Source organism: Streptomyces resistomycificus (assembly GCF_001514265.1).
Classification (GTDB): domain Bacteria; phylum Actinomycetota; class Actinomycetes; order Streptomycetales; family Streptomycetaceae; genus Streptomyces; species Streptomyces resistomycificus.
Window position 1 is genome coordinate 72,515 of the sequence record NZ_KQ949004.1, and the last position, 17,083, is coordinate 89,597.

At 71.5% G+C, this 17,083-nt stretch carries 16 protein-coding genes; 5 read left to right on the forward strand and 11 right to left on the reverse strand.

Translation table 11 applies throughout. The features are described from left to right. Positions 1 to 97 precede the first annotated feature (97 nt). On the forward strand, positions 98 to 961 hold the full coding sequence (locus AQJ84_RS36170; protein ID WP_030041402.1) for an esterase/lipase family protein: 864 nt from the start codon (positions 98 to 100) through the stop codon (positions 959 to 961). Between the two features lie 54 nt (positions 962 to 1,015). Here AQJ84_RS36170 and AQJ84_RS36175 read toward each other — a convergent pair whose 3' ends face one another. After that, positions 1,016 to 2,050 carry a lytic polysaccharide monooxygenase gene (locus tag AQJ84_RS36175; RefSeq protein ID WP_053190172.1) on the reverse strand — a complete coding sequence of 345 codons (1,035 nt, stop codon included), beginning with the start codon at positions 2,048 to 2,050 and terminating at the stop codon, positions 1,016 to 1,018. A 140-nt stretch (positions 2,051 to 2,190) separates the two neighbouring features. On the opposite strand from AQJ84_RS36175, the gene AQJ84_RS36180 reads away from it, so the two are divergent. After that, the gene (locus tag AQJ84_RS36180) at positions 2,191 to 2,640 is read left to right on the forward strand and encodes a GNAT family N-acetyltransferase (RefSeq protein WP_030041405.1); all 450 of its coding nucleotides are present in this window, start codon (positions 2,191 to 2,193) and stop codon (positions 2,638 to 2,640) included. 13 nt (positions 2,641 to 2,653) lie between these two features. Here the strand turns inward: AQJ84_RS36180 and AQJ84_RS44825 are convergent, their stop codons facing one another. Next, positions 2,654 to 2,788, reverse strand: coding sequence for a hypothetical protein (locus AQJ84_RS44825; protein ID WP_107082596.1), 135 nt, complete (start codon positions 2,786 to 2,788; stop codon positions 2,654 to 2,656). A 140-nt stretch (positions 2,789 to 2,928) separates the two neighbouring features. On the opposite strand from AQJ84_RS44825, the gene AQJ84_RS36185 reads away from it, so the two are divergent. Further along, positions 2,929 to 3,552, forward strand: a complete 624-nt coding sequence (locus AQJ84_RS36185; protein WP_053190171.1) for a class I SAM-dependent methyltransferase — start codon at positions 2,929 to 2,931, stop codon at positions 3,550 to 3,552. Between the two features lie 69 nt (positions 3,553 to 3,621). On the opposite strand, the gene AQJ84_RS36190 is transcribed toward AQJ84_RS36185, so the two are convergent. The 3 genes from AQJ84_RS36190 to AQJ84_RS36200 all read right to left on the reverse strand — a co-directional run bounded on the left by AQJ84_RS36190 (position 3,622) and on the right by AQJ84_RS36200 (position 6,362). Beyond that, positions 3,622 to 4,803: a hypothetical protein gene (locus tag AQJ84_RS36190; protein WP_030041407.1), complete on the reverse strand. Its 1,182-nt coding sequence runs from the start codon at positions 4,801 to 4,803 to the stop codon at positions 3,622 to 3,624. A gap of 148 nt (positions 4,804 to 4,951) precedes the next feature. Then, a complete protein-coding gene (locus tag AQJ84_RS36195; protein WP_030041408.1) occupies positions 4,952 to 5,452 on the reverse strand; it encodes a DUF402 domain-containing protein in 501 nt (166 codons plus the stop codon). Continuing rightward, positions 5,433 to 6,362, reverse strand: coding sequence for a GNAT family N-acetyltransferase (locus AQJ84_RS36200; RefSeq protein WP_030041409.1), 930 nt, complete (start codon positions 6,360 to 6,362; stop codon positions 5,433 to 5,435). The genes AQJ84_RS36195 and AQJ84_RS36200 overlap by 20 nt, the downstream gene beginning before the upstream one ends. Before the next feature lie 71 nt (positions 6,363 to 6,433). On the opposite strand from AQJ84_RS36200, the gene AQJ84_RS36205 reads away from it, so the two are divergent. Beyond that, the gene (locus AQJ84_RS36205; protein WP_030041410.1) at positions 6,434 to 6,805 is read left to right on the forward strand and encodes a GntR family transcriptional regulator; all 372 of its coding nucleotides are present in this window, start codon (positions 6,434 to 6,436) and stop codon (positions 6,803 to 6,805) included. A gap of 141 nt (positions 6,806 to 6,946) precedes the next feature. On the opposite strand, the gene AQJ84_RS36210 is transcribed toward AQJ84_RS36205, so the two are convergent. Next, positions 6,947 to 7,699 (reverse strand): DUF72 domain-containing protein, encoded by a 753-nt coding sequence (locus AQJ84_RS36210; RefSeq protein ID WP_030041411.1) that lies wholly within the window; start codon positions 7,697 to 7,699, stop codon positions 6,947 to 6,949. A gap of 15 nt (positions 7,700 to 7,714) precedes the next feature. After that, complete coding sequence (locus AQJ84_RS36215; protein WP_030041412.1) at positions 7,715 to 8,809, reverse strand: DUF5925 domain-containing protein; 1,095 nt, start codon at positions 8,807 to 8,809, stop codon at positions 7,715 to 7,717. Between the two features lie 166 nt (positions 8,810 to 8,975). On the opposite strand from AQJ84_RS36215, the gene AQJ84_RS36220 reads away from it, so the two are divergent. After that, positions 8,976 to 10,388 (forward strand): GH39 family glycosyl hydrolase, encoded by a 1,413-nt coding sequence (locus AQJ84_RS36220; RefSeq protein WP_053190170.1) that lies wholly within the window; start codon positions 8,976 to 8,978, stop codon positions 10,386 to 10,388. A gap of 40 nt (positions 10,389 to 10,428) precedes the next feature. Here the strand turns inward: AQJ84_RS36220 and AQJ84_RS36225 are convergent, their stop codons facing one another. From AQJ84_RS36225 to AQJ84_RS36240, 4 genes are read right to left on the reverse strand one after another with little or no spacing between them, the layout of a single operon-like run. Next, complete coding sequence (locus AQJ84_RS36225; RefSeq protein ID WP_053190169.1) at positions 10,429 to 14,319, reverse strand: lipopolysaccharide biosynthesis protein; 3,891 nt, start codon at positions 14,317 to 14,319, stop codon at positions 10,429 to 10,431. Next, positions 14,312 to 15,112, reverse strand: a complete 801-nt coding sequence (locus AQJ84_RS36230; protein WP_030041414.1) for a polysaccharide deacetylase family protein — start codon at positions 15,110 to 15,112, stop codon at positions 14,312 to 14,314. Before AQJ84_RS36230 ends, AQJ84_RS36225 begins: the two co-directional genes overlap by 8 nt. Then, entirely contained in the window at positions 15,105 to 16,103 is a 999-nt protein-coding gene (locus AQJ84_RS36235; RefSeq protein ID WP_030041415.1) for a glycosyltransferase family 2 protein, read from the reverse strand. Before AQJ84_RS36235 ends, AQJ84_RS36230 begins: the two co-directional genes overlap by 8 nt. After that, a complete protein-coding gene (locus tag AQJ84_RS36240) occupies positions 16,100 to 16,921 on the reverse strand; it encodes a glycosyltransferase family 2 protein (protein WP_030041416.1) in 822 nt (273 codons plus the stop codon). Before AQJ84_RS36240 ends, AQJ84_RS36235 begins: the two co-directional genes overlap by 4 nt. Positions 16,922 to 17,083 lie beyond the last annotated feature (162 nt).

Consider the following 17,083-nt stretch of genomic DNA (forward strand, 5'->3'; position numbering starts at 1 on the left):
ACTCGTCCGTAACTTGACGGGTGAACAGCATTCTTGTGATCCGGATCACAGGGTGTAAGGCCATCGCAACTCCCTTGAGCCGCAAGGAGATCACCCGATGCTGCCCTGGAACCGAGTGCTCAGACCCCTGGCCGCCCTCCTGCTGACCGCCGCCCTCGCCGTCGTCCCCGCCACCGCCGCCCAGGCGGCCGACACCTCCGGCGGGGGAGGCTGGAACGACCACTCCTGCCGGCCGTCCGCCGCCCACCCCCGCCCCGTGGTCCTCGTGCACGGAACATTCGCCAACTCCGTCGACAACTGGCTCGCCCTCGCGCCGTACCTGAAGAACCGCGGCTACTGCGTCTTCTCGCTCGACTACGGCAGGATCTCCGGCGTCCCGCTCTTCCACGGCCTGGGCCCCGTCGACAAGTCGGCCGAGCAGCTGAAGACCTACGTCGACCAGGTGCTCGCCGCGACCGGCGCCGCGAAGACCGACATCGTCGGTCACTCCCAGGGCGGCATGATGCCGCGCTACTACCTGAAGTTCCTCGGCGGAGCCGCCAAGGTGAACGCCCTGGTCGGCATCGCGCCCAGCAACCACGGCACCACGCTGTCCGGCCTCACCCACCTGCTGCCGTACTTCCCGGGCGTCGGGGACCTGCTCACCACCAGCACCCCGGCCCTCGCCGACCAGGTCGCCGGCTCCGCCTTCCTCACCAAGCTCAACGAAGGCGGCGAGACCGTACCCGGCGTCCAATACACGGTCCTGGCCACCAAATACGACGAGGTGGTCACGCCTTACCGGAGCCAGTTCCTCAGCGGATCCGGCGTACGCAACGTCCTGCTCCAGGACCTGTGCCCGCTCGACCTCTCCGAGCACGTCGCGATCGGACTGCTCGACCGGATCGCCTTCCACGAGGTGGCCAACGCGCTCGATCCGGCGCGCGCCACCCCGACCACCTGCGCGTCGGTGTTCAGCTGAGTGGTGCCGGGGCCTGTCCGGCCTGAGCCGCCGGTCAGGCCCCGGAGTCCCGCGTCAGCGGCCCCGCCGACCACCACTCTCGGCCCGTCGGCGGACCGACGCGAACAGGACCGCCGAGCCGAGCGCCAGCGTCGCCGCACCGCCCACCGCGAGGTACCGCGTGCCGTCGTCGCCGCCGGTCTCGGCGAGATTCCCGGAGGCCGCGGCCGCCGCCTTCGGCTCGTTGGGCTCGGCGGGCCCGCTCGGCACGGATCCCTCGGTCTCCTTCTCCTCGTCCGCGACCGGCTCCGCGGACGTGCCGGCGTCCTGGTCACCGTGCCCGTGGTGCTCGATCGTCGACTTGTCGCTGCCGTTCTCGATCTGCTCCTCGGAGGGGGCGGAGGCCGTCGGGGCCGGGGACGAGCCGCTCGTCGTACCGCTGCCGCCGCCCTCGTCGTCGCTCCCGCCGCTCCCGCCGCCGAACGTGACGTCCGAGCAGGAGTAGAACGCCTCGGGACTGTCCGAGCGCTGCCAGACCGCGTACAGCAGATGCCTGCCGGAGCGCTGCGGGAGGGTGCCGGAGAAGGCGTAGAAGCCGCCGGACGCGACCGGGTCCGTGGCCGTCGCCACCGGGGCGGCCAGATCCAGGTCGTCCCAGGCGAGCGGTTGCGCCGGGTCGTAGCCGGCCTTGGTGACGTAGACCTTGAAGGTGCCCCTGTGCGGGGCGGTCACGCGGTACTTGAAGGTGTACGACCCACTGCTCACGCCGGTCGCGGGCCAGTCGGCGCGGGCCAGGTCGAGCCCCTTGAACGCGTCGTTCCCGGCGCTGCACAACTCGCCGTCCGGAATCAGCGCCTGGTGCCGTCCGCCCGCGTCGCCGATACGGATGCCGTTCCAGTCGTAGAGCGCCTGCGTGCCGCCGGCCGCGACCGCCGCCCGGCACGCCGGTGACTTCGGGCTCTCCGGACCCTCCGCGTAGCACTGCGCGACCCGGCTGACCGGGTCGCCCATCGATCCGTGCGCGGACGCGGGGACGGCGGACAACGCGCTCAGGGCCAGCGGGGTCAGGCCGAGAGCGGCGACGGTGGCGGCCTTGCGGCGTGCGGGCATGCGGGATCTCCTCGGAACCGGAACAGATGGGTGCCGGAACCAAGAAACCCTGAAAACACCTGCTGAGGGCGGCCGGTGGCGATCTTTATGGCCGCCTTAAGGAAGCGTTGGGGCTGAGATCAGGTAGGTAGCGTGACGCCATGACGAACGACGAGATCAGGCCCGCCACGGCGGCCGACGTGCCCGCCGTGAAAGCCGTCACCGACGCCGCCTTCCACCCCTACGTCGAACGCATCGGGGTGGTGCCGCGGCCCATGGAGGCGGACCACGCGGCGAACGTGGCCGACGGGAAGGTGTACGTGACGGGGGAGCCCGTGGTCGGGCTGGTGGTGATCGAGGAGCACGACGACCACCTGTACCTGGACAGCATCGCCGTCCACCCCGACGCGCACGGAAGTGGCGTGGGGGGACGACTGCTGCGATTCGTCGAGGCGCGCGCCCGTGCGCTGGGCCTGCCCGAACTCAGGCTCCTCACGAACGCCATGATGTGGGAGAACCAGAAGATCTACCCGAAGTACGGGTACGAGGTCGTGGAGCGGCGCGTCGACGGGCCGTACGACCGCATCCACTACCGCAAGCGGCTGGACTGAGGGACCCTGCCCCTCACCCGTCCGGCCACCACGTGCGTGCGATGTCCTTTCGCACCTCAGGCCGTGCGGAGGGGCGCTGGTCGGCCTCCTCGCGGACCCGGCGGGAGTCCGTCTTCTTCAGGGGCTTCTGCACGGTCACACGGCGCATGGCTGCCTCCTTCAAGGACTATCGAGTTCCGCGTTCTCACGGAGATAGACCCGTTGAGGGAGAGTTCCTCATCGGTTGCCGTTCTGTCAGTGGCCGTTGTCACGATTCGAGTGTCAGTGGCGGGTGTCACTCTTGGGCGCATGACGAACGAGAGTGACGACACGACCGCGGTGGGTGTCGACTGGGACGCGCAGGCGGCCGCCTTCGACGACGAGCCGGACCACGGTCTGCGGGACCCGCGGGTGCGCCGCGCCTGGGCCGATCGGCTGCGCGACTGGCTGCCCGTGGGGCCCTGCGACGTCCTGGACCTCGGTTGCGGCACCGGCAGTCTCTCGCTCCTCGCGGCCGAGCAGGGACACCGTGTCACCGGTGTGGACGGCTCCGCCGCCATGATCGGGCTCGCGCGCGCCAAGCTGGCCGGCCGTGACGCGGTGTTCCTGCTCGGTGACGCGGAGGCGCCGCCGGTGGGGGAGCAGCGCTTCGACGTGGTGCTCGTCCGCCACGTGCTGTGGGCGCTGCCCGACGCCGGCCGGGCCCTGCGGCACTGGTGGCAGCTGCTGCGCCCCGGCGGCCGACTGGTGCTGGTCGAGGGCGTGTGGGGGACGGTGAGCCCGGTGGGCATACCCGCCGACCGGCTCACCGCCCTGCTCGCCCCGCTCACCGGGCAGGTGCGCGTGGACCGGTTGTCGGGCGACGCGCCGCTGTGGGGGCGGGACGTGCAGGACGAGCGGTACGCGGTGGTCGCGCTCGCCGGGCCTGTCTGACCCAGGACGCCGACCGGGACCCGAGGAACGGGGCAGCGGGACCCGGTGCGTCGCGTCAGTCACTCGCTCTCAGTTGCCGCCGACCTCGACCCCGGGCTCGTAGTTGGTCAGCACGCAGCCCTCGACGCTCGCCTGCTCCACGCGGTAGCCGGCCGGGGCGGAGAAGCCGGGCTCGCAGTTCAGGTAGAGGAACTGGAGCTGGTACAGGCCGCCGCGGACGATCGGGTCGTTGGTCTCCACCGCGATGTTCTCGCCGACGACCAGCCTGCTCGCGGTGGCCTGCAGGCGGTTGTCGTCCTTCAGGTCCTCCTGCTGGGCAGCCTTCGCCCGAGTCTGCAGGAGTTCCATGTCGCTCACCATGTCGAGCCAGTTGAGGTTGTGTGCGCGCTGCGCGCCACCGGCCTCGCCGCAGATCGCCCGGTCCCCGACGCCCCAGAGGAGTTGGGCGCCGGTGATCACCGGTTGGTAGTCGATCGACTCGACGGCGAGGGCGGCGGGGTCGGTCGAGTAGCTGGTGCAGTCGACGGTGTGCGGGTGCACCAACCGCTTCAGCTCGGCCAGACTCCCCGCGCGCGGCAGGCCGAGGCTCTTCGCGGGGGACTGGCTCGGCTCCGTGGACCCGCCTTCCGCGGCCGGGTCCTGCGGGGTCTCGAAGTTGGGGCTGCCTTCCCCGTCGTCGCTCGCCACGAAGTCGCTCAGGACGCAGCCCTCGACCAGGCCCTTCTCCCGCTTGTAGCCCTCGGGCACGCTGGCCGTCGGGTTGCAGGTCAAAACGCGCAGGTCCGAGCGGGAGAGCTTGAGCGCGGTCTTGGTCTCGGTAGGTGTGACGGCGAAGTTCTTCCCCACGAGCACGCGGCTCATCAGCCCGTAGTCGGAGTCGCCGGCGGCGATCTTCGCCTGCACGCGCTGCTCGTAGCCCTCCTGGAACGACTTCAGGTCGGAGAACATGTAGAACATGATCTCGCCTCGCTCGACGCGGTCGCTGCACACCCCGAGCTCGGTCACCGACCACTTGCCGACGGCGGTGAACTCGGTGAGCGGCAGCCGGCCGTCCTTGGGATCCGTGCTCATCCGCTCGCACGAGGCGTACCGCTGGACGTAGGCCTGCGCCTGCTCGAGCGTGTCGGCCCCGGCCCCGGCCCCGGCGCCGACACCGGCGGTCGCGCTGTCGGCGTCGGCGTCCTCGCAGGCCGTGATCAGGGAGAGGGAGGCAAGAGCGGCGGTCGCAGCGATGATCCGCTTGAGATGCATGGTTCGCTTTCGTCGAGGCGGTCTGAACGCCTGGCCAATGGCGTGAACATGCTAGGCGGAGATGATCTCTGTGAGCCAACCTGGGGTCCGCCCTCAAAGGACCTCGCCCAGCGCGGGAACGATGCGAGCGGCGCCGCTGCGACCGTTCTCAGCGCAGCAGCGCGTCGAAACCGTCCGTCCGGGCCAGCGCCTCCAGTTCGTCGAGGGCGGCCTCCGCGGCGGCCGCGGCCTCCGGGTCCCGGCCGGCGAGACCGCTCTCGGCGAACTCGTCCTCGTCCAGCCGCAGGACGTCGCTTCCGTCGGCCGACACCCACAGGTCCAGGTCGAGATCCTCCACGACGAGTTCGGAGCCGGAGCTGGTGGCCGGGCGGGTGACGTCGCAGTACCAGCCCTTCAGGGCACCGGACGCGTCGCGGACCTCCTTCACCGCGTACCAGCGGTCCCGCCAGTAGTACTCGGTGAAGACGTCGCCGGGCTCGAAGCGGACGAACCCGAAGTCGCGGACGCCCTCGCCGGCCCAGGGGGCACGGACGGCGATACGGGTGCCGTCGTCGCCGACGAGTTCGGCTCCGTAACGGATCTTCGTGCGGCCCGCCTTGACGAGCACGACCTCCAGGAGGGCCGAGGAGTCAGCCGAGTTCACGGACATACCGCACCTCCGTCGCGCAGATCTCGTACCCGAACCACTTGTTGATCGCGATCATCGGGCCGTTGCCGGTGTCGTTGCCCGTGAACGCCTCCGTGAAGCCGGCCGCGCGGGCCCGGTGCAGGGAGTCGTTCTTGGCGAGCTTGGCCAGGCCGCGGCCGCGGAAGGCGCGGGCGGTGCCGGTCATCACGGTGCCGTAGCGGGTGCCGCCGTCCGTGCGGGCCGCGCTGAAGGCGGCGGGGCGGCCGTCGACCACGGCCACCGTGGTCAGCTCGGCGCTGAGGAGAGGGTGCCGCCAGGTCTCCTCCAGCCAGGCCTCGTAGTCGGTGAACTCGTAGGAGATGTCGCTCGGTTCGTCCAACAGCGTCTCCGCGTCCAGCTCGAACAGCGGACGCGGGTCGCTCGCGAAGTCGGCGCCCGTGCGCAGCTCGACATCCGGCGGGAGGTCCTGGAGAGGCGGCAGGCCGCCGTTCGCGAGGTCCAGGCGGAGGAAGTGCGCGGACCGGCTCGCTCCGTAACCGTGCCGCTCGGCGAAGGCGCGGTTGCCCGGCTCGTCCAGGACCCAGGCGAACAGCCTGGTCGCGCCCTGGGCGGCCAGGTGCTCCTCGGCCGCGCGCACCAGCAGCGAGCCGGCGCCTCGGCGGGTCCGGCCCGGGTGCACGTACACGTTGACGTAGCCGAGGCCGGTCTCCGTACTGTCGTGGACGAGCCCGACCTGGGCCGTGCCGATCACCTCGCCGTCCTCCTCCGCGACCAGGGGGCGGTAGCGGGCCTCCGGGCGGACGTGGGCGAGGTCGTAGGCGAGGGAGTCGGGGGTGACGAGGAAGAAGGGAAGCGCGAGGTGGCGGACGTGGGCGAAACCCTCGACGTCGGCTCGGACCTCGCGGGCGAGGTCGCGCACGATGACAGTCATGGACGCGCACGCTACGGGGGAGTTGCGGCGCGATGCCTCTCATTTTCGGGCCGGTGCGGGACAATCACCCCGTGACTTTGAAGATCCACATCGATGAGGGCGCCCCGCCGTACGAGCAGGTGCGGGCGCAGATCTCCGAGCAGGCACGGTCAGGGGTGCTGCCGGTGGGGTACCGGCTGCCGACCGTGCGCGGGCTGGCCGAGTCGCTCGGCCTCGCCGCGAACACGGTCGCCAAGGCGTACCGCGCGCTGGAGGCGGACGGGGTGATCGAGACGCGGGGGCGCAACGGCACGTACGTCGCCGCGGCGGGCTCGGCGGCGGAACGCGAACTCGCGTCGGCCGCCCAGACGTACGTGGAGCGCGCCCGGCGCCTGGGCCTCACGGAGCCGGACGCACTGGCAGCGGTACGGGATGCCCTGCGGGCGGCTTACGGGAGCGGGTGAGCAGGGGCACCCCGAGGCTCCCATGAGCCGGGTTGCCCTGCGGCCCGGGTGAGCTGGGGCCCTCTCCTGTACCCCGACCCCTGTCCGGGCTTGCTCCGCCCCCGCACTCGGTGTGCCCCGGGCTGCCCCGCCACGCGACGGCTAGGGCGTGCGAGTCGGCGTCAGCCCCGTCGTCCGGGCCGCCCTCGCGAACACCGTCGCGTCCTGTACCGCCGCTCCCGTCGGATCGTTGTTGAAGTACGCGTACACCGGGTCTCCGCCGGACCAGGTCTGCGCGATCCGCTCCGCCCAGGTCTTCAGGGACTGCCGCCCGTAGTGCGGCCAGGCCCGGGCGCGGCCCACGTGGAAGCGGACGTAGCCCCAGTCCGTGGTGCGCCACAGCGGCGTGGCCGGGCGTGCGCGGACGTCCGCCCAGCACAGGGCGGCCCCGCGGGCTTCCAGCACCTCGCGCACCTCGCGCGTCCACCACGAGTCGTGGCGCGGCTCGACCGCCACCCGGGTGCCGGCCGGGAAGCAGGCCAGACAGGCGTCCAGCAACCCGGCGTCGACGCGCAGGGTCGGCGGCAGCTGGAGCAGGACGGGCCCGAGCCGGTCGCCGAGGCCCGCCGCGTGGCTCATCAGCCGCCGCACGGGCTCCTCGGGGTCCCGCAGCCGCTTGATGTGGGTCAGATACCGGCTCGCCTTGACCGCGACGACGAAGTCCGGCGGGGTCCGCTCCCGCCACGCCTCGAAGGTCTCCCTGGACGGCAGCCGGTAGAAGGCGTTGTTGATCTCGACCGTGGCGAAGCGCCTCGCGTACTCCTCCAGCCACAACCGCGTGGGACACCCGGCCGGGTAGAGCACGCCCCGCCAGTCCTTGTACTGCCACCCCGACGTGCCGACGAACAGGGTCATACCTTCATCAAAGCACTACAGGTACAGCCCCGCGTCCGTCCCCGCCCGCGGCTCCGGCAGCGACGTCGGGGAGGTGCCCCGGCGCAGCGCGTACAGCTCCGCCAGGGACGCGCCCTCTCGGCCCACGCCCTCCTCGGTGCCCAGCCAGGTAACCGCCTCCCTGCGGGTCAGCGGGCCCACCTCGATGCGGGCCAGACAGCGGCCCGGCCGGACCACGGCCGGGTGCAGCCGCTCCAGGTCCTCGTTGGTCGTGACCCCGACCAGGACGTTGCGCCCCTGGCCGAGCAGACCGTCGGTCAGGTTGAGCAGCCTCGACAGTGCCTGCCCGGCGGTGTGCTTGGCCTCCCCGCGGATCAGCTCGTCGCAGTCCTCGAGGAGCAGCAGCCGCCAGCGTCCCTTCCCGGTGCCGTCCTCCTCGCCGATCGCGATGTCCATCAGATAGCCGACGTCCGAGAAGAGCCGCTCGGGGTCCAGCACACAGTCCACCTGGCACCAGTCCCGCCAGGAGCGCGCCAGCGTCCGCAGCGCCGACGTCTTGCCGGTGCCCGGCGGACCGTGCAGGAGCAGCAGCCGGCCCGCGATGTCCTCCGGGGTCGTCTTCATCAGACGATCCATCGCGTCCGCCACCGGCGCGGTGTAGTTGTCCCGCACCTCGTCCCAGGTGCCCGCGGAGATCTGCCGGGTGGTGCGGTGCGGACCACGCCTGGGGGAGACGTACCAAAAGCCCATGGTCACGTTCTCTGGCTGTGGTTCGGGCTCGTCCACCGCGCCGTCGGTCGCCTGGTCGAGGACCTTCTTCGCCAGCTCGGGGCTGGTCGCCGTCACGGTGACGTCGGCGCCGCGGTTCCAGCGGGAGATCAGCAGGGTCCAGCCGTCGCCCTCGGCGAGCGTGGCACTGCGGTCGTCGTCGCGGGCGACGCGCAGCACCCGGGCTCCCGCCGGCAGCAACGTCGCCCCGGAGCGCACGCGGTCGATGTTGGCCGCGTGCGAGTACGGCTGCTCGCCCGTCGCGAAGCGGCCGAGGAACAGCGCGTCGACGACGTCGGACGGCGAGTCACTGTCGTCGACGTTGAGCCGGATCGGCAGAGCGTCGTGCGGGTTCGCAGGCATGCCGCCATGATCCGGCACGCGGCCGCCGCGTGCACCCGCTTTCCGCAGCGCGCGGTTCGTGTCGCGAACGTCCCGCGCTCCCGGCGTATCCCCACTGCCCTGTTACACAGCTGTGCGCTCACGCCATCTGCCCCACCGGGCGCCCTCCCGGCTAACGTTGCCCTTGATGGCACGTCATGGGTGGAATTCGGGGGTGGCGCGGTGGCGGCTCACCGCGCTGCTCGGCGTCGGCGTGGCCGCACTGGCCCTGGTGGTGACCCTCCTCAACACGCTTCCCGGGGGCGGCTCGGGCACCGAGGGCACCTCGCGCGACGGTGACAAGGTGCACGGCACGCCCACCGCCACGCCGGACGCGACCCGGCCGGACGTGGGCTGGGGCTTCACCCACACCCAGTTCAGCGCCGACGAGGGCAGCGCCACCGCCGTCCGGCGGGTGGAGAGGCGGCTGGCCCAGGACGGGGGCGTGCCGCAGATCCAGCACCTGATGGGCTGGGGCGCGGACAACCCCGAGCCGGTGAAGGGGCGTTACGACTTCGAGGCGATGGACCTCCGCGTCGACTTCATGCGCGCCTCGGGCGGCACGCCCGTGGTCACGCTGTGCTGCGCCCCGGACTGGATGAAGGGCGGCGAGGCCGGCGTCGACAACACCGACTGGAGCCAGTCCGCCCTGGAGACCGCCCCGGAGCGCGAGCACTACCAGGACTTCGCCGACCTCGCCGCGACCGTCGCCAAGCGCTACCCGGACGTACGCCACTTCATCGTCTGGAACGAGTTCAAGGGCTTCTGGAACGACGCCGAGGCCCGCTGGGACCACGAGGGGTACACCGAGCTCTACAACCTCGTCTACAAGGCTTTGAAGAAGGTGAACCCGGACATCATGGTCGGCGGTCCGTACCTCGTCATGGACAGTCTCGACCCGAGGTCCGCGGACGCCTCCGCGACCTTCAGGGGCCCCTGGGGAGCCATGGACCAGCGGACCCTCGACGCCTTCGAGTACTGGAACAAGCACAAGGCCGGCGCCGAGTTCGTGGTCGTCGACGGTTCCAGCTACACCCAGGACGACGAGCTGATGCCCGACGAGTTCGCGGCCACCGACAAGTTCACCGCCGTCGGCGACTGGGTGCGGGCGCGGACCGGCGGCCTGCCGCTGTGGTGGGCGGAGTACTACGTGGAGCCCGCCGACGGCGACGACGAGCGCGAGGGCTGGTCCGAGACCCGTCGCGTCGCCGTCCAGGCCGCGGGAATGATCGCCATGGTCAAGGGCGGCGCCACCTCCGGCTTCTACTGGAACCCGGAGAAGGAGAAGGGCACCGACTGCCCCGGCTGCCTGTGGACACCCACCCACGGCCGAAGCGGCGGCGAGCGGCTGCCCATGTACGACCTGGTCTCACGCTTCGGCAAGGAGTTCCCGCCCGGCACCGCCTACGAGGAGGTGTCCGGGGCCGGGGCCGACGTGCGGGTCCTGGCCACGGACAAGGTGGTCCTCGTCGTCAACACCCGGGACCGGTCCGTCAGCACGAGGATCGACGGCAGGAAACTGGAGATGCAGGCGTACGAGGTCGAGTGGCTCGAACGCTGAGCCACCCGCCCGTCAGCTCGAACGCTGAGCCACCCGCCCGTCACTTCATCGTCAGGAACCGCTGCACCAGCGCGGCCAGCAGCACCGCCAGCAGCGGCAGCGAGAACCAGAAGCTGCTCTGCATCCACCGCAGTTGCCGCACGCTCGGGCGCACCGCGACCCGGACGACCTCCCGGGCCCCCAGCAGCACGATCAGCGCGAGTGCCGCGAGGGCCCCGACGACCGACCACGGCGTCCAGGTGACCAGCGGCCCGACCGGACCGGGGTCCGCGGCCGGGACCTTGCCCCCGGGCTGCTTGGCCAGCGCGTACATCGTCACGTCCTCGTTGACGAGGACCTTCCTGAGTTCCTTCCGGGCGTCCAGGTTCCTGATCAACCGTGGTTCCCAGCTGGCCGAGTAGCCGACGTCCATCTGGAGGTAGACGACCTGGCTGCGGTTGATCATCAGATACGAGTTCGGGCCCGCGTCCTTGAGCGCCTTGACCAGGCCGGACACCAGCACCGGGTCGGTCGGCGCCAGCGTGGGCACGTACTCGACCTTCTCCATGTCCTTCGAGCCCCACGGCAGCGACGGCGTCACCACGTTCACCGTGTCGTTGCTCAGCCACAGCAGGCGGGCCGTCGGGTTGTCGTGGGCGTACACGTACTCCATGGCGGCGATCTCGCCGCTCCGGGTCCGCTCGAAGGGCTCGTTGCCCCAACGGGCCACCAGGAAGCCGCCGATGAGCATCAGGCCCGCCATCAGCGCGGCCAGCGGAGCGAGGCTCACCCGGTCCTTGTCGCGTTCCTCGGCGGTCACGCCGGTGCGCGGGAACAGGGCCAGGCCCGCGAGCAGGGCCGCGCCCGGCAGGGCGAACATGAAGACGCGCAGGGCCATCTCGCCGCCGTACGACTGCATGCCGAAGCCCAGGAACGGCACGAAGGTCAGCACCAGCAGCGAGCGCTCGCGGTACTTGTGCTCGCGCCGCCGCCACCAGCCGTAGCAGGCGAAGGCCATGACGCCGCCGGCGAGCAGCACGCGCGCGTAGAGGACCAGCTTGTGGGTCGAACTGCCGCCCTCGATACGCCCGGACACGGACGACGACACATTGCCGCCGACCCCGCCGACCCCGCCGAACATCTCGTCGAAGTGCCCCGACCAGTACGGCTCGGCCATGAAGCCCACCCAGACGGCCACCAGGACGCCGAACAGTACGGGCAGCCCCCGCAGTTCACTGCGGCCGACCAGGACCAGCACCGTCAGCACACCGAGCATCACGAACGGGGTGAGCTGGTGGGCCGGGACGCTCGCCGCGAACAGACCGACCACGACGAGCAGCAGCACGGCCCGCTCCCGGCGGTTCGTCGGCTCGACCTCTATCTCGCCCGGGCGGAGCTTCGTCCAGATCACGCCCGGTGCCCGGAACCAGACGAGCAGGACCGCCACGAAGACCAGGTAGAGGAGATAGGTGAAGCCCTGCGGGGAGAAGTAGTCCTGGCCGACCCAGCCGCTGAGCACGAAGATCCAGATGCCGGTCCACTTGGCCCGCCAGCTCGCCCGCATCGAGCGCACCAGGAGGAACATCGGAGCGAGGTAGAGCAGTTGGATGCCCAGCGGCCACCAACGGATGACCTCGGTGAAGTCGCCGACCCCGCAGGCCCTGAGCACGAAGGCGGCGGCCGCGAAGAAGCCGGGCCAGCTCCAGCGCGCGTCGAGGTCGGGAACCGCCGACCCGGTCCGGTCGATGTAGTCCAGGAAGCCGAGGTGCTGCCAGGCGGTCGCGAAGCGCGGTTCGGTCTCGATGACCGCGGGCAGTGCGTGCAGCGAGACCACCGTCGCCAGCAGGGTGACCAGCAGCAGCGCCCGGTGCTCCCGGCCCAGCCACAGCAGCGAGGCGAAGACGACGACCAGCAGTCCGGCGCCGACCAGGGTGGGCGTCGGCAGCACGGAGATCAGCCCGAGCCCGCCCATCCGGTCCAGATCGGCCTCGCCGAGCCGCAGCGCGGGCACCCAGTACAGCAGCAGCGCGGCGGTCAGCAGACAGCCGAGGACCACCCCCAGGCGGGTGGGCAGCAGACGCTCACGCCAGGAGAGCGCCGGTACGGACTCCGGCACGGGCACCTCACCGAACTCCCGTTCCCCGTCGGACTCCGGGACCGCCGCGAACCTCCCCGCCTCCGCCGACTCCGGTACCTCCTCGAACTCCGGCACCTCTCCCCGTACGATCCTGTCCTGCTCCTCGAACGGCGCGTCCACCTCGGCCTCGGCGGGGCCCAGGGAGGCCTCGGAGCCGGGTTCCCTCCCCCACTCCCGCACCCGCTCGAGCGGGGGGACCCCCCTCTCGACCGGCAGCCCCGGCTCCCGGCTGAGCGCCCAGGTGGGCCGGTGGTCCTCGGGCACCTTGGGGGTGCCCGTGGGCGGGGTGCCGGGGCCCGGGCGTACGTCGGGCCGGCGTTCCAGGTGGTCGAGGTCGACGTGGATGCCGAGGGCGAGGGTGTCCTGGTCGAGCGCCCAGCCGGGCCCCCGCTTGTGCGTGGCGGGGGCGAGCCCCTCGCGCGCCCCCAGATCGGCGAGGTCCCCGTCGGGTGCCGCGCCGTCGGCAACGCCCGCGCCGCCCCTGACGATCCGGTACAGCCGGGGCGCGGCGACGGTGACGATCACCGCGAGGGCACAGATCTCCGCGACGCCCGCGCCGGTCAGCCCCATACGGGGGAGCAGGACCAGCGTCAGCCCGAGCACCAGCGCGCACAGCAGTCCCTGCAGCCAGGCGAGTCCGGCGGTACGGCTCTGCGCGCGCAGCACCGCGAAGTACGTCTCCATGACGACCCGCAGGACCGCGCCGACCGCGAACCAGCGCAGCAGCGGCGTGGCCGCGTCCGCGTACCCCGCGCCGAACACCCCGAGGATCCACGGCGCCCCGAAGAACAGGATCCCGCACACCGGCAGCATGATCCGGGCCATCCGCCTGAGCGCGGCCCGGGTGTTGGCGGCCAGCCGGCGCGGGTCGTGCGAGCCCTCGACGGTGAGGGAGGCACCCATGTTGATGGCGAGCAGGTTGACCGTGCCGCCGATGGTGGCGGTGATGTAGAAGTACGCGTTGTCCTCGGGGCTGACCTGCGAGGCGATGATCACCGGGATCAGGTAGACCACGGCGAGCGAGAACAGCGAGCCGGTGTAGTCGCCGGCCAGGAACCGGCCGATCTCCCGCCAGCTCGGCGGATGCGCGTGCTCCGCCGTCGCCTTCACCTGCCGGGGCACCAGACGCCGGAAGACCAGCCAGCCCAGCGGCAGCACGGAGAAGGCGATCGCCGCGACCCACGACACGAACACACCGGTGGTCGGGATCGCCACCGCGAACGCGACCAGCAGCCCCAGCTTCACCGCCGAGAACACGGTGTTGCCGACCGGCACCCACAGCGCGCTGCGCAGGCCGGTCAGCACCCCGTCCTGGAGGGTGAGCACATTCCACGCGATCACGGCCACGACGAAACCGAGGCCGCTGACCGGCGCGTTCAGGAAGCGGTACGACGGCCCCCAGATGTCCAGCGTCAGCAGGAAGACACCTGCGGCCAGCGCCACGACCACGCAACTGCCCGCGTACGTCCGGAAGATCAACCGTCCGGTGGCCCGGCCCGCGACCGGTATGAAGCGGGCCAGCGCCCCGGTCAGGGTCACCGCGGTCAGGCCGGCCAGGAGCTTCATCGCGGCGATCGCCGCGGAGCCCTGGCCGACGGCCGCCTCCGAGTAGTAGCGGGCCGCCGCCAGCCAGAACCCGAGCCCGAGCACCGCGGAGATACCGGTGTTGAGCATCAGGGCGTAGGCGTTGCGGAACAGCTGGCTGCTCCCCGGCGACCGGCCGAGGCCGGGCAGCCGGAGCCGGCGCCCCGGCTGCTCGGGCGCCCCGGTCTTGGGCGAGGTGTCCTCGGTCGTGGTCGTGGTCGTGTCAGACACGGGAACGAATGGCCTTCCGGCGGACCTGGCGTGCTCTGCGGACCAGGGCGTACCCCTTGGTGAGGGCACGGTCCCCGGCGAAGTTCCGGGCGATCGCACGGCCCTCGACGAGCCGCTCGAACTCCTCGATGCCCGTGCTGCGGCGCACGGTGACGCGTCGCAGGGCGTACGGCCCCTGGCGGCGGCGCGCGAGGCCGTTGCCGACGGCGAGCGCCTGGCCGTACCCCGTCTCGCGTACCGCCTGCCGCACCCGGCGGCTGGAGTAGCCGTACGGATAGGCGAAGGAGGCCGGGACGGTACCGAGTTCGTCGGTGACGATCTCCTTGCAGTGGATCAGCTCGTGGCGCAGCGTGGCGTCGTCGAGCTGGTCGAGCTGCGGGTGGGTGTGGCTGTGTCCGCCGATCTCGACGTCGGCCGCGGCGAGTTCCCGGACCTGGTCCCAGTCGAGCATGGTGTCGAGCGCGGCGCCGGTGTCGTGCGGGCCGCGGATCCAGCCCGTGGACACGAACAGGGTCGCGGCGAAACCGTGCTTGGCGAGGGCGGGCAGGGCGTGCCGGTGCACGCCCTCGTAGCCGTCGTCGAAGGTGATCAGGACGGGCCGCGCGGGCAGCGGCCGGCCGTCGCGCCAGTGCGCGGCGAGCGCCGCCGTGCCGACCGGGGTCAGCCCCAGGTCGTCGACCAGCGCCATCTGGACGGCGAAGTCGTCGGGTGTGACGGACAGTTCGCGGGTGGCCTCGTTCGGGTCGGTGGCGATCGCGTGGTACATGAGGATCGGCACGGGTGCGTCAGTCATGTCTTCCCCCCTCGCTGTCCGACAGCTCAGCCACCGAGAAGGTTGCCCCGCCCCGGCGTGCCCGGACACTTCCCACGACGTACCCACCCGCCGCCGTCAGCACCCCGGCGACGATCGCACCCGCCCGGCCCGCACCCCCCGGCCGGGCCAGCACCGCGTCCCGCAGCCCGCGCACCACGCCGGCCGGCAGGACCCGGGTGGCGTACCGGCGCTCCGACTCCAGCCCCTTGTCGGCGCCGACGCTCCGGGCCACCAGGGCCTTCGACAGGCCCTCGGCGTACGCGCGCGTGCGGAAGTACCCGAAGCGCTCGCGCGCCTCGGGCACCCGGTGGTGGATCACCGCCCGGTCGTCGATCAGCAGGATCGCGTCGGGCCTGGCCCGGGTGAGACGGATGCACAGCTCCGTCTCCTCGCAGCCCAGCGGACGCTTGTCGCCGTCACGTCCGATGCCGGTGGCGAACCCGCCCGCCGCGTCGAAGGCGCCGCGTCTGAAGGAGGCGTTGCCGCCGAGCACGTTGCGCACCCGCACCAGGCCGGGCGGCAGCCCCCGGTACGTGCAGCCCACCACCCAGTCGAACTCCTCCGGGAACCAGGCGGGACGGCGGCCCGACGCCCAGATGGGCACCGTACGGCCGCCGACGGCCATCACGCGCGGATCGGCGTACGCCTCGGCGAAGTGGCCCAGCCAGTCCCGTTCGGCGACGGCGTCGTCGTCCAGGAACGCGACGACGTCGCCGCGCGAGGCGGCGATGCCGGTGTTGCGGCCGGCGGACAGCCCGCGGGGGCCCGCGTTGGCGAGCACCCGCACCTCCCCGACCTCCTTGTACTCCTTGGTGAGCCGGTCCCACAGCGTCGCGTTGTGGTCGACGACCAGGAGTGTCTCCAGCGCGGGCCGCGACTGCGCCCGCACCGAGGAGACCGCCGCGAGGATGTCCTCCCAGCGGTCCTCGGTGTAGACGCAGATCACGACGGAGATGTCGGGACCGCTCAAGACACCTCTCCCCGGACCGAGTCGAGCATCGGGGAGCGGTGCCTGCGGTTGCGCAGCGCACGGCGGTTGGAGCGCTCCCGCAGGATCACCTTGAGCACCCTGATCCCGTCCCGCACGGCCCGCAGGTTGCTGGTGCCGTGGATACGGAGGTACTCGTGGCTCGGTATCTCCTGCACCTTGAGCCCGGCCTTGACCACCCGGATGTTCATCAGGGTCTCGACCTCGAAACCGGTGCAGTCGAGGTCGATCTTGTCGAGGCAGTGCCGCCAGAACGCGTTGTAGCCGTAGCAGAGATCCGTGTAGCGGGCGCCGAACTTGCGGTTCACGGTGGTGCACAGCGCCCAGTTGCCGAGCTTGCGGATGAAGGTCATGTCGTCGGTGCCGCCGCCGTTGGCGAAGCGGGACCCCTTGGCGAAGTCCGCGCCCGAGACCAGGGCGGAGACGTACGAGACGATCTCGTTGCCGTCGGCCGAGCCGTCCGCGTCGACCATCACGATGATGTCGCCGGTGCACGCGTTGAACCCGGTGATCAGGGCGTCGCCCTTGCCCTTGCCGCGCTGCTCGACGACCTTGACGTCCGGCCACAGCTCGCGGGCGACCTCGACGGTGTTGTCGGTGGAGTTGCCGTCCACCAGGACCACTTCGTGGATCCAGTCCGGAAGGGTCTTGAAGACGTACGGAAGGTTCTCCGCCTCGTTCATGGCGGGTATCACCACGCTCACCGGCGGCGCTATGGCCAGGTGGGTGGAGATCGGCCGGTACTTCCCGGCCGCGGAAGTGTGCTGACCCGACGTCGCCGGGCGCAGATCGAAGCTCATGAGTCATGTCCCTCTCGTCCGGCGGACCGCCCGCCCCTGGGCGGCCCGGCATTGTGTCCGGTTCGAAAGGGGGGTTGTTTCTCACACACGGCAGCACGGAAGTGTTCTCCGCACCTGCCGGGTGAGCTGGCAAAGCTGGACGGCCCCCGAGAACAGTGGCCG

Bases quoted from the DNA above. Each gene is read 5' to 3' on its own strand.
- AQJ84_RS36180 (WP_030041405.1), top strand. From the start codon at position 2,191: ATGACGAACGACGAGATCAGGCCCGCCACGGCGGCCGACGTGCCCGCC.
- AQJ84_RS36185 (WP_053190171.1), top strand. From the start codon at position 2,929: ATGACGAACGAGAGTGACGACACGACCGCGGTGGGTGTCGACTGGGAC.
- AQJ84_RS36210 (WP_030041411.1), bottom strand. From the start codon at position 7,699: ATGACCCTGTTCGTCGGCACGTCGGGGTGGCAGTACAAGGACTGGCGG.
- AQJ84_RS36240 (WP_030041416.1), bottom strand. From the start codon at position 16,921: ATGAGCTTCGATCTGCGCCCGGCGACGTCGGGTCAGCACACTTCCGCG.
- AQJ84_RS36220 (WP_053190170.1), top strand. From the start codon at position 8,976: ATGGCACGTCATGGGTGGAATTCGGGGGTGGCGCGGTGGCGGCTCACC.
- AQJ84_RS36200 (WP_030041409.1), bottom strand. From the start codon at position 6,362: ATGACTGTCATCGTGCGCGACCTCGCCCGCGAGGTCCGAGCCGACGTC.
- AQJ84_RS36170 (WP_030041402.1), top strand. From the start codon at position 98: ATGCTGCCCTGGAACCGAGTGCTCAGACCCCTGGCCGCCCTCCTGCTG.
- AQJ84_RS36175 (WP_053190172.1), bottom strand. From the start codon at position 2,050: ATGCCCGCACGCCGCAAGGCCGCCACCGTCGCCGCTCTCGGCCTGACC.
- AQJ84_RS36195 (WP_030041408.1), bottom strand. From the start codon at position 5,452: ATGTCCGTGAACTCGGCTGACTCCTCGGCCCTCCTGGAGGTCGTGCTC.
- AQJ84_RS36215 (WP_030041412.1), bottom strand. From the start codon at position 8,809: ATGCCTGCGAACCCGCACGACGCTCTGCCGATCCGGCTCAACGTCGAC.
- AQJ84_RS36230 (WP_030041414.1), bottom strand. From the start codon at position 15,112: ATGACTGACGCACCCGTGCCGATCCTCATGTACCACGCGATCGCCACC.
- AQJ84_RS44825 (WP_107082596.1), bottom strand. From the start codon at position 2,788: ATGCGCCGTGTGACCGTGCAGAAGCCCCTGAAGAAGACGGACTCCCGC.
- AQJ84_RS36190 (WP_030041407.1), bottom strand. From the start codon at position 4,803: ATGCATCTCAAGCGGATCATCGCTGCGACCGCCGCTCTTGCCTCCCTC.